Source organism: Anaerostipes stercorihominis (assembly GCF_057535655.1).
On the sequence record NZ_BAAJCL010000005.1, the window covers coordinates 120655 to 132696 of the forward strand.

The 12042-nt window shown below is 40.8% G+C and carries 10 protein-coding genes; 1 reads left to right on the forward strand and 9 read right to left on the reverse strand.

What is annotated here, in order from left to right; translation table 11 throughout:
* Positions 1 to 17: 17 nt before the first annotated feature.
* From AC27EF_RS07360 to ruvA, 8 genes are all read right to left on the reverse strand, one after another.
* Complete coding sequence (locus tag AC27EF_RS07360; protein WP_487109997.1) at positions 18 to 833, reverse strand: SDR family oxidoreductase; 816 nt, start codon at positions 831 to 833, stop codon at positions 18 to 20.
* A 113-nt stretch (positions 834 to 946) separates the two neighbouring features.
* Complete coding sequence (locus AC27EF_RS07365; RefSeq protein ID WP_487110023.1) at positions 947 to 2116, reverse strand: serine hydrolase; 1170 nt, start codon at positions 2114 to 2116, stop codon at positions 947 to 949.
* Positions 2117 to 2290: 174 nt separating this feature from the next.
* On the reverse strand, positions 2291 to 2740 hold the full coding sequence (locus AC27EF_RS07370) for an NUDIX hydrolase (RefSeq protein ID WP_487109999.1): 450 nt from the start codon (positions 2738 to 2740) through the stop codon (positions 2291 to 2293).
* 107 nt (positions 2741 to 2847) lie between these two features.
* On the reverse strand, positions 2848 to 4332 hold the full coding sequence (locus tag AC27EF_RS07375) for a peptidoglycan D,D-transpeptidase FtsI family protein (protein WP_487110001.1): 1485 nt from the start codon (positions 4330 to 4332) through the stop codon (positions 2848 to 2850).
* Positions 4232 to 5641 (reverse strand): FtsW/RodA/SpoVE family cell cycle protein, encoded by a 1410-nt coding sequence (locus AC27EF_RS07380; RefSeq protein ID WP_487110003.1) that lies wholly within the window; start codon positions 5639 to 5641, stop codon positions 4232 to 4234. The genes AC27EF_RS07375 and AC27EF_RS07380 overlap by 101 nt, the downstream gene beginning before the upstream one ends.
* Positions 5642 to 5649: 8 nt before the next feature.
* Positions 5650 to 8028: a U32 family peptidase gene (locus tag AC27EF_RS07385; RefSeq protein WP_487110005.1), complete on the reverse strand. Its 2379-nt coding sequence runs from the start codon at positions 8026 to 8028 to the stop codon at positions 5650 to 5652.
* 12 nt (positions 8029 to 8040) lie between these two features.
* Positions 8041 to 9045 (reverse strand): Holliday junction branch migration DNA helicase RuvB, encoded by a 1005-nt coding sequence (gene ruvB / locus AC27EF_RS07390; RefSeq protein WP_487110007.1) that lies wholly within the window; start codon positions 9043 to 9045, stop codon positions 8041 to 8043.
* A gap of 10 nt (positions 9046 to 9055) precedes the next feature.
* On the reverse strand, positions 9056 to 9712 hold the full coding sequence (gene ruvA / locus AC27EF_RS07395) for a Holliday junction branch migration protein RuvA (RefSeq protein WP_487110009.1): 657 nt from the start codon (positions 9710 to 9712) through the stop codon (positions 9056 to 9058).
* A gap of 83 nt (positions 9713 to 9795) precedes the next feature.
* Between ruvA and AC27EF_RS07400 the strand changes: the two genes are divergently transcribed.
* Positions 9796 to 10740: a ribonuclease H-like domain-containing protein gene (locus AC27EF_RS07400; RefSeq protein ID WP_487110011.1), complete on the forward strand. Its 945-nt coding sequence runs from the start codon at positions 9796 to 9798 to the stop codon at positions 10738 to 10740.
* A gap of 132 nt (positions 10741 to 10872) precedes the next feature.
* Here AC27EF_RS07400 and AC27EF_RS07405 read toward each other — a convergent pair whose 3' ends face one another.
* The gene (locus tag AC27EF_RS07405; protein WP_487110013.1) at positions 10873 to 11637 is read right to left on the reverse strand and encodes a phosphatase; all 765 of its coding nucleotides are present in this window, start codon (positions 11635 to 11637) and stop codon (positions 10873 to 10875) included.
* Positions 11638 to 12042 lie beyond the last annotated feature (405 nt).

Below are 12042 nucleotides of genomic sequence, written 5' to 3' on the forward strand. Positions count from 1 at the left end.
TCAGTTCTCTATCTGAATTATCCTCTGGTTTTTCCTCCAGCTACATTAATTGTAACTCCATGGACATAAGAGGCTCTCTCGCTGGCAAGATAAACGCACATATCAGCAACCTCAGACAATTTTCCGGATCGTCCCAGAGGTGTTGTTGATGTTTTTGCATATCCAGCTCTTAAATCATCAATGGTTATTCCTCTGGTATAAGCCAACGCTGATTCATAGGCAATTGTGCGCAGCCCGGTAGCTTCCATAATTCCAGGCGCCACTCCTACAACTCTGACTCCCTGTTTTCCTAATTCCTTCGCCCATGACCTTGTTAAAGAATTTACAGCATTTTTTGTTGCTGCATAAACACTCTGTCCTTCTGATCCTTCTAAACCGCTCTCAGAAGACATATTGATAATTACACCCTCGCCTTTTTCTGCCAGAACACGTCCGACTGCCTGTGCGCAGAAGAACACTCCCTTTAAGTTTACATTGCAAACCTTATCCCAAACTTCCTCATCCAGTTCATACTGTCCTTTTGGATCTTTTGGATCAACCAGAAGACGAGGGATGTTGATGCCTGCATTGTTTACCAAAATGTCAATGGTTCCAAACGTTTCTTTGGCTTTTTTCACCATCGCCTCTACATCGGCAGCTTTTGTTACATCTGTCTTAACATAAAGTAACTTCCCCTCTGCGGCATCCAAATCAGGAGCCTCCGGCGCCATATCAGAAATGACAACATTTGCTCCGACTTTCAGGAATCCCTGTGCAACCGCTTTTCCGATTCCGGAAGCACCTCCCGTTACAATGACTGTTTTGTTCTCAAGCTTTAACCAAGATTCGCTCATTATAATCCTCCTTTAACTTTGCATCTCTTTGCTTCATGAGTTTATTATAATGAGCGCCTCATAAAAATTTAATGTGATCATTTTCCCGGCAAAAGAAATTTAGCGAACTGTTTTTAAAAATACTCCGCGGCAATCTTTTGAAAACTTGTCAAGAAATCCATTTTTTCTATAGTTTCCGACGCTGGTATTTTTTCCTTTTTCAGGATTTTGCCCCCGCTTTTATAAGTAATCATTCCAATGGTCTGCCCTTTTTTTACCGGAGCCTTCACAGAATATTTTTCAATTTTTTTTGTTATTTTAGAAGAGCGATTTTTAATATTTAAGATTTTCGTAGAAATTTTGGACGGATACAAAACGGTATCCTTTTTTCCCTTTTCTACAGAAATCTTCCCTATTTCTTTCGATGTGATTTCTTGATGAATCACCTGGCAGTTGGCAAACCCATAGTCCAGCAGCGCTGTAGCGTCCTTTATTCTTGCTTTGGAGTCATCACTGGCCATTACAACAGCAATTAAATCAACACCGTTTCTTGTTGCTGTGGCACTCAAACAAAACTTTGCAGTGCTGGTACTGCCGGTTTTTAATCCTGTACATCCTGAGTATTGCCGAATCATCTTATTTGTGTTGCTAAGACCAAATTCTGTTTCTCCCTTTTTAGTTTTATGGGTAATGGTATCCATCCAGATCTTAGTGTACTTAAAAATTTTCGGATGCTTTTTTGTAAGCTCTCTGGACATCAGAGCAATATCATAAGCCGTGGTCTCGTGACCTGCCTCATCCAGTCCGCAGGCATTTCGAAAGGTTGTATGCTTCATCCCCAGCCTCTTTGCTTCCTGATTCATTCGTTTTACAAAGCCTTCTTCGCTTCCCGCCAAATGTTCTGCCAGAGCAACAACCGCATCGTTGGCACTGGATACAACCACACATTTTATCAACGTTTCCACTGTCTGTTCTTCTCCCGGTTCCAAAAACACCTGAGAACCTCCCATCGAAGCCGCATGTTCACTGATCGTCACCTTTTCTTTTAATTTTAATTTTCCACGATCAAGATCCTGAAAAATTAAAAGCAAAGACATAATTTTGGTAACACTGGCCGGAGGAAGTTTTTTATCTTTTGCCTTTTCAAACATAACGGTTCCTGTATCTGCCTCCATGACAACCGCAGATTTTGCGGTCAGATCCAAAGCCGGAGCCGACACCTTCATCAGTTCTGGTTCACTGCCCCATACGGTGCTTTGAATCAAAAGACAAACCATCATAATTCCTGCTGCAATTCGTTTCATCATCCACCTCAAACACCTTATGTTATAATGTAGTATGAAAGAAAACGTTTTATACATTCTTTATGTAAAATTAAATTTTCTTATCTATATTATCAAAGAATTTTCTTTCTTTCAATGTGAATTTTTTCTAATTTCATTTTTGTGAAGAAAAAAGAAGGTCTCTCGACCTTCTTATCATCTTGGCTTGCTTCCCCAACGATTGGCTGCTTTCAGTTTTTTATATTCCTCATACGCTTCCTTCAGAATTTCCTTCTCGTTGGGAAATTTTAACAAGTGGTAAGCCTCGTGAAATTTGTAGTACCCTGAGTCCACAAAAAACTCTTCTCTCTGAGGTGTGGAATGATAATTCCCAGTCTCCATCAAATACCAGTGAACACTTTTTACGATCTGCTCATGAAACGAATAGAAAGAGTATTCACTTTTCCCGACGTATTTTACAATAGATGCATCCGCATCGGTCTCCTCTTTCACTTCCCTCAGCGCAGTCTCTTCATAACTCTCTCCTGCCTCAACAGTACCCTTCGGAAGTACCCAGCCGTCGTAACGATTTTTATAACTCTTGTACAACAGCAAAATCTTCCCTCTAAATATTACGACACCACCACAGCTCGTTGCCTCTGTCATCACAACCTCCTGTCTTGGGAAGAACTTAACATCTTCCATCCATGTGTGTCTTTCTCTAAAAATATTATACCTTGATTGCAGAATGATTTCAACAGGTATGCGCTATTTTAGTCAAAGAACGCATGAAAAACTTTATCCGCAATCGGCGCTGCGACTCTTCCGCCGGAGTCCCCGTCTTCCACTAACACACTCACCACAATTTTCTTCCCGTTTTTCTCCGCACATCCGATAAACCACGCGTGGGAATCTTTATCGCTGTTGTATTCGGCAGAACCTGTTTTTCCATATACATAATATTCCGAAGAGTATGCCCGCGTTCCTGTTCCGTTTGTAATGACTTTGCGCAGCATCTTCTTTAATGTCTGACACTCCGATACAGTTAATGGCTCTCCGATTTCTTCCTCTTTCGTTTCTTTAATCACTCCGCCATCTATGTTTTTAATATTTTCCACCAAATACGGCTGCATCATTGTTCCGTCGTTGGCAATGGCAGACATCACCATGGCATTTTGAAGCGGTGTAATTAAGGTTTTCCCTTGGCCAATTGCCGTATGCGCCAATTCATTGATGCCGGAATTCTGCTGAAAAGAAAATCGGCTTTTGTTTGCCAAAAGATTGATCGGCACTTTGGAATCGTACAAAAGATCTTTTGCCAACTGCTCAAAATCTCCTTTGTCCAGTTCTTCCGCCATATGAACAAACGCACAGTTGCAAGATTTTTCTATGGCTTCTTCCAAATCCACCGTTCCGTGAGCTTCTCCCCCATAACAGTGAATTTTAAGACTTCCAATGGTTGTATATCCTGTACAGTGATACGTAAATTTTTTATAATCCTGTTTATGCTCTCTCATATATTCCAATGCCGTAACAACCTTAAAGGTTGATCCCGGAGGATACAGTCCCTGCGTTGCCCGATTTAACAGCAGTGAATTCTTACTGGTATTTAATTCCTCCCAGTTTTCTTTTACCAGTCCCGGCCGATAATCGGGTTTTGATACCATCGCATAAACTTTTCCACTTTCCGGATCCATCGCTACAACTGCTCCCTGCTGTCCCTGCAACGCGTCATATGCAGCTTCCTGAACTTTCGTATTCAGCGTCGTATAGGCATTGTCTCCGATACTTTTTTCTCCTTTTAAATTGCTTGTGAACTGTGATAATAAATTGGCATTGGAAGTCAGCAAATTAAAATTACATTTCGATTCCAAACCAGATTTTCCTTTATCATGATATCCAACCACATGCGCGAACATTCGATTATAGGGATAATCCCGGACCTCCTCGCCATTTTCTGTAATGGTCTGTGCCAGAACTTTATCATCACTGCTGATAATTTTTCCGCGTACCACATATTTCTCCATTTCCTGGAGTCTTAAATTATGCGGATCTGTAATGACATCTTTGCTTTTCACAGCCACAAAATAAACAATATATCCAATTAATACAAGAAAGAGACCTACAAAAATATAGGTAATTTGCAAGATTTGACGATTAGCCTTTCGTTTCCCTTTTTGTCCGGATTCTCTTGGTCCGGTCTGCATAGAGTTCTTGATTTTGCTGTCCCTGCGATTCTTCCGCTTTAATACGCTCATATTCTTCTTCCTCACTATCTGCTAACATATACAGTCCCTGTATAATATTTAGTATAATCAATGTACTAATAACCGATGTACCTCCATAACTCACCAACGGAATGGTGACACCCGTTGACGGTATAAATTTGGTAACACCTCCAATGCTTAGGAAAACCTGAAACAGAAAACAAACGCCGAATCCAAGGCAAAGCAGCTTATTAAATAATTTTCTGCTTCTTGTGGAGATATCCATAAACAAAATAAAGCAGCTAATCAAAACCAGAATCAGGCAAATTCCAAAAATAACGCCAAATTCTTCACTGATCACAGAAAAAATAAAATCCGATTCCCGTACAGGAATATCAAAAGGTCTTCCTCTTCCCAATCCCATACCAAACCATCCTCCGGTTCCAATTGCAAACAATGACTGGCAAACCTGGGCGCCACGCCCCTCAATCATAGAAAATGGATCCTTCCACACTGCAACTCTCGTCTGCACGTGAGGAAAAATCAGGTTTGCGATCACTGCTGCCAGAGATCCTGATGCCAGACCACCAAACAGATAAGAGGCTTTTGCCGTTGCCACATAAAGCATCATCAAATAGATCATAAAATACAGCAGCGCGCCCCCCAAATCCTTCTCCACAACCAAAACCAGGACATAAAAAGCTGCAATGACTGTAATTCTCACCAAATCTTTAAATTCTTTGGCTCTGCATAAAAGCGCCGCCACAAAAAACACAAAAATAATTTTTACAAATTCTGAAGGCTGAAATGCCAATGGTCCAAACTTCACCCAATTATACGCCCCGTTAATGTTCACTCCCTTGACAAAAACGGAAGCCAGAAGCAAAAATCCCGCTCCAGCATAGATCCAGCCCAATCTGTCCCAGATGGAAATTTTGTGCATCATAAGAGGTATAATACTTGTCACAAGCACGCTTCCTGCTGCAATCGCAAACTGTTTCATAGCTAAATCAAAAGACAGCCTTGTTAAAATCACAAAACCAACTCCCAGCAAAAAACAGGTATTATTGATCAGCAGTCTGGAACATTTTTTATAAATTTTAGGAAACAAAATCATCAAAACTTCAAAAAATACAATTTGCGCCGCAAAAAACAGCAAAATTTTCAAATCAAATTCCCTTAAAAATAATACGGCGTAGCATAAAAACAAAAAGATAAACATATAAATCACCTGATTATCCAGCAAATCTCTTTGTCGTTCTTTATTTTTAGGTCGAAACACTGTATAACATGAAAGTGTATACACCAGACACATGATTAAAATTAAATATTTCACAACTGTTGTTATAATCTGTATCATTTTTATACTTATAAGATTCCTCTCGTCAAATGACCTTTTGTAAAGTCGCAAATCGGAGAGGTTCTTTCTCCTTTCTGAACAGCTTTCGCTGCATGTAATATTTTTTGTACTTCTTCGGAAGACTCTTTGGTAAAATGAAACCGATACGTCAACGGATTCAGGTCTTTGCGAAAATCTTCTTCCTTTCCAAGCCAGATTGGGGTTCCATTGTAAATCTCATTGACACAGTCACAGCACCGGTTGTGTACATAAAACTTCTTTTGATACCGATCTTTCAAGGTCATCCATCCATCTTTTTGATCACAGCTGCGTAAATTATTCTTAACACACTGTGCCGACACCATCAATGGCTGAAATCCATAGAAAAACAAATCTCCATCCTGAAGGCCTAACTGCGTCAATTCTTTTCGATGAAGTTCCGCCGGGTATGTCATTCTGACACTTCCCCGAAAAAGTTTTTGATATTCCGCAGCTGATCTCCGATTGTATGCATACAGCATATAATCAATCAGGACCTCCTTTGAATACCCTTCTTCCACCAGCCATGAAAATTCTTCGATGCTTCGGACCAGAAACCCGTCTACCTGATTTGAAAACAACAGATCCTTATACTCCCTAAGCTCTTCCATCTGACCTTTCCTTGCAATCTGCGGAAGCGCCACATAGCACTGTCTTCCTGCATCCTTCACTCTTTTCAAAAAGCACTGCAGATCCTGCTGCTTTTTCAGCTCCATCCATGACAAATAAATTTTCTTTATCTCTGAAACGTCCAGAACCGTTCCGAGAAGATCCAAAGTTTCCAGGGAAACGGTAAGCATTGGAACCCTCTCTGGCATTTTGTCGCATATCGGGTTGAAATTTAAAGCATTCTTCGGTGTTTCTTTGACTTCTCTGCGATATTTCATGATCTTTTTTTGATCCATAGCCGCAAAAGCTTCTCTTCGAATTTTCTTTAATACAGAACCCGGCACAAACAGTCCGTTCTCCAGACAAACATCAAGCTGTTCAAACTGATAGTGGGTCTCCCCGGTTTTCAAAAGCAGTCTTTGAACCTCATCCACGGCTGCCCCCTGCTTTTTGGCTCCTTCGATTACAGGTCCAAATACAGATACCTGATCTTCTCCTGAGTTTATAAAAAGTTTAACACATTGATCCTTCTTAAGTATGATTTTTCCCTTAAGATTTTCTTTCATTTTTTCTTTTAATTTTTGATCAATCCGCTCCGTCATTTTTGCATTCCACATTCGAGAAAGTTCCATGCCTCTCCGGAGCTTTTTCATTCTTTGCCCATTTAATGTGACCAAATCTCCTTCTTTCCACGAAGAAGGACTTGTTAAATCAATTTTTTCGTCTGCCGAAATCCGAATTTGCAAAACATCACCCTTACAGATTTCTTCTTTGGCATGAAATTTGATTTTTCCTTTTTCTAATTTCTCAATTCTTCCTACCAAAAGCCCCTGATGATCCGGACGTTTCATACTCATCATCTGCTTCCCATGATATTGACGATAATATCCGTCTGTAAAGCCTCCGCGGTGAAACAATTCTTTCAAAATCTTCTCATCCTCTTTTTCCACCTGATAAGGAGCCCCGCTTAAATACAAATCAACATATTTTCGATAAATCCTTGTGACTTCCCCTACATATCGCGGTCCCTTCATTCGCCCTTCAATTTTCAGAGAATCTACACCATGATTCAAAATTTCCGGTAAAGAAGCAATGGTACAAAGATCCTTTAAACTTAACGGATACGGATCTGACTTTCCATTCCCTTCCTCTAACGAAAACGGCAAACGACAGGTTCCCGCACATCTTCCCCGATTACCGCTTCTCCCGCCAAGCATACTGCTCATAAAACACTGTCCCGAATAACAATAGCACAACGCTCCATGAACAAAACATTCCAGATCAAGCCCCGTATCCTCCTTAATTGCCTGAATTTCCTTCAACGACAATTCTCTTGCCGGGACAACGCGTTTGATTCCCATTCTTTTTGCCAGTCTCGCGCCGTAAATTCCGGTGATTGTCATCTGTGTACTTGCATGAATTTCCAAATCCGGAAACCTTTGACGAATCAGAGAAACTGCGCCCAGATCCTGTACGATCACCGCATCCAAACCCTGTTCATAAAACGGCAGCAAAAACTCAGGAAGTTTCTCCAGCTCTGAATCTTTCATTAAGGTATTTATTGTCAAAAATACTTTTTTCCCAAATAAATGGGCATAATCCATACCTTCACATAATTCTTCCCTGGAAAAATTCCCCGCATACGCTCTGGCTCCATATAGTTCTCCGCCTAAATAAATGGCATCAGCGCCATTGGATACCGCCGCTTTTAGGCAATCCACAGAACCTGCCGGTGCCAACACTTCTATTTGTCTTCTCATACTTAAATTCCCTTATTCTTCTTCCGGCATTGGCATTTTAAAGTGCTCATACGCATACCGGGTTGCAACTCTTCCTCTTGGTGTTCTGGCAATCAATCCATTTTGGATTAAATATGGTTCATAAACATCCTCGATGGTTCCTGCATCTTCTCCAACCGCTGCTGCTAAGGTATCCAGCCCAACCGGCTTCCCTTCAAACGTTTCCATCATGGTCCGAAGCAATGTTCTGTCCGTCTGATCCAAACCAATGGTATCTACCTCCAAATGATTCAGGGCATCCTCTGCCGTTTCCAACGTGATTCTTCCATCGTACTTTACCTGAGCAAAATCACGAACTCTCTTTAGCAGCCGATTAGCAAGACGCGGCGTTCCTCTGGATCTCCTCGCAATTTCCAGCGCCCCCTCTGAACTGATTTCAATTTCTAAAACCTTTGCCGAACGCTCTATAATGGTCTTTAAGTCCCGGCTATCGTAAAAATCCAACCGATTTACCACTCCAAAGCGGTCCCTCAATGGTGCAGTCAGCATTCCTGCTCTCGTTGTGGCCCCTACAAGAGTAAAGCTTGGCAGTTCCAGACGAATTGATCTGGCGGCCTGTCCTTTCCCTACTAAAATATCAATGGCATAATCTTCCATCGCTGGATAAAGAACCTCCTCCACCTGTCGGTTCAATCGATGAATCTCATCAATAAAGAGCACATCTCCTTCCTGAAGATTGTTCAGTAATGCTGCAATTTCTCCGGGTTTTTCAATGGCAGGTCCGCTGGTTACTTTTAAATGAACTCCCATCTCATTGGCAACAATTCCCGCAAGGGTTGTTTTTCCCAACCCCGGAGGCCCATAAAACAATACATGATCCAAAGATTCGCCTCTGCTCTTGGCTGCTTCGATAAAAATTTTCAAATTTTCTTTGACTTTTTCTTGTCCGATATAGTCTTCCAACATCTGTGGTCGCAGATGATTTTCAATTTTAATGTCTTCCTCCACCAATTCTGTGGAAATTATACGATCTAACATATTCCTTCCCCTATATCATCATATTTTTTAAGGCTTTCTTTAATAAGTCTTCCGGTTCCATGGTTTCTGCGTTTTGAACCTTCCGTACAGCCTGCGCCGCCTCGCTCTTAGAATATCCAAGACTCACCAATCCTTCGATGGTAATTGTTACTGCATCATTTTCACCCGAGATTTCCTGAAAAATTTCTAATCCCGAATCCTCATCCATCTCGCCAAAACTTAATTTATCTTTTAATTCCAAAATCAGTTTTTTGGCTCCTTTCGGTCCCAGCCCCGGAGCTTTGGAAATCATCTTCACATCCTCGCTGATCACCGCCATTTTTAATTCATAAACAGAGAGCGTTGACAAAACCGAGAGTCCAACTTTCGGACCAATTCCATTGACGCCAATCAGAAGCTCAAAAGCCTCCAGCTCCTCTCTGGTTGGAAAACCAAACAAACTCAAGTGATCCTCTCTCACATGCATGTGTGTATAAATTTTCATTTCCTGCCCGATTTTTAATGACTCTTCGCTTTGCATCGGTATCATCAACTGATATCCGATTCCCTGATTTTCAAGCACGATTGCTCCCGGTTCTTTCTCAGTGAGAATTCCCTTGATATATGAAATCACAATATGTACTCCTTCTGTCTTTTCTTTGCTCTTTTTCTCCATATTATAACACATATGTTCCCCTAATTCCTAGAGATTGAAAAAAAAATCTAAAAAGTCTATAATAAAACCACATCTCTAGAAAGGAGCGACCCTATATGCCAAACAAAACACAACCTTTATTTTATGACATCGAAACCACAGGATTCAACCCGGATATTTCTGCTATTACAGTCATTGGCTGCTGTCGTGAAGACGGTAAAATCATTCAGTGGTTTAACGAGGACGGTTTTTCTCAAAAAAAGATTCTTCAGGACTTTCTTAATTTTCTTTCGCCTTCTGATACTCTGATTTCTTTTCATGGCAAAACATTTGATCTCCCTTTTTTAAAATTTAAAACACAGGAATTCGGGCTGGACAACCCCTTTGAAACTTTGCCTCACATAGATCTTTATCAAACTTTAAAGCCTTTTCGTCATCTTTTTCCTTGCCGGCATTTTCGCCAGAAAGATCTGGAAGCCTGCCTTCATATTGTGCGAACTGACATGCTTTCCGGCAAAAAACTGGTTCAAGCCTATCATTCCTGGCTGGAAACCGGAGATCATACCTTCAAAACACAGCTTCTTTTACATAATCAGGAGGACCTTGACGGGCTTGGAGCAATCTATTCTCTTCTCTGCTATCCATCACTTCTGCAGGGAGAGTTTCAAATAACATCTGCTTCTTTTGAAAATCACCAGTTTTGTGCTTCCTTATCCCTAGATACTCCTTGGCCACTGGATGCTATTTTTGAAGCAGATCAAATAGCCTTAAGCATCCATAAAGCCACCGCATCTTTTTCCTGCATGGAGCATCAAGGGAAATTGAAACACTATCATCCGGATTTTAAAAACTATTATTATCTCCCTCAGGAAGATTTTGTAATTCCGAAATCCATGAAATCTTTTGTCGATGCCTCCAGCCGCATTCCCGCATCCCCAGAGCGCTGTTACTCCAAATTTGTGCCAGGAAATTCTTTTTTGTGTGACCCACATGCGCTGCACACTTTCTGTAAGGATAATATTTTCTATTTATTAAAAACCAACGCATCCATAAAACTTTGAAAAATTTGCTCCGCTTCGCACTCATCCTACGGAGCATTTTTGTCGGATCAGAAATTTCGAAAAATTTCTGATTCAACAAAAAATAATAAGATGCATCTTTGAAAAAGATGCATCTGGTTATACTTTCACTCTTTATATTGTCCCTTTTCCAAAAACCTGCTTACCGATCTTTCGTATCGTTCGATGTTTTCCGATGATTTCTTTTAGCAGATCCACAGAGCGGTTCACCACCAATTCCTCCGGGAAGCCAATTTCTTCCAGAAGAACACTGACATGGTCGAAAACACCCACCGCATCTGCAAAGTGAGAATCTGTATCCGCGACGACCATCACATGCTTCTCCCTACACAACTTTAACATCGTCTGAAGATTTTCCCATGCATTCCTTCTGGAAGACAGACAGTCCAAAGAACTATTATTGACTTCCAGAAGTGTATGATGTTCTTTTGCCGCATCCACAATTGTTTCGTAATCAATCGGGATTCTGGAATCGTCAGGATGACTGATAATATCAATCATAGGATTTTCAATCGCTTTTACATAAGCATTTGTATTTTGTGCCACCGTTCCCACTTCATAGCAAAGATCATGAATTCCGGCAATACGAAGATCCAATGTCCGTTCTATCATTTCTTCATCCATACTCAATGTTCCGCGCTCATCTAAAATATTGATTTCGGCTCCAAGCATCAATTCAATTCCATATATTTTTCTTGGAATGACTTTCATATTTTTAAAATAAATTTCATCACAGGTTCCGTCAATTCCCTTGGCATGTTCCGTAATTCCCAACAATTCCAGTCCTCGATCTGCCGCAGCCTTTGCCATTTCCTGTACGGTAGAATATGCATGTCCGCTGGCAATCGTATGAGTATGCAAATCAAATTTAAATTCCATAAAAACCTCGCTTTGCTGTTATGATTATCGCTTCTTTTTAGTTTCATTATACATCAAATCATAAGATTGTGAAGCCTCATACGACTAAAATCACGTGCTTCCTGTCTGCGCCAGAGTTTCAATCAATGTTTTTTATCTCAAGATGTTTCAGAAATAACCATCTTGCCGTGTTACCGTGAGTATTTTGAGCGCGTCTGAACGCCGAAGCCGGGGCTTACAGTCTACAAGCAGATAAAAAGTCCAGCGGTGTGATGTCAAGAGATAAATAACATAAAAATCATATATTTTTGTATATATCTCATGAAGACAAAAAACACCCACCTAAGCCCTGTCGACCAGATTTTTAAAAATGAGCAGGGCGTAGCTCATCAGCAAATAGATGAAATCTACTTTGCTGGACAGTAT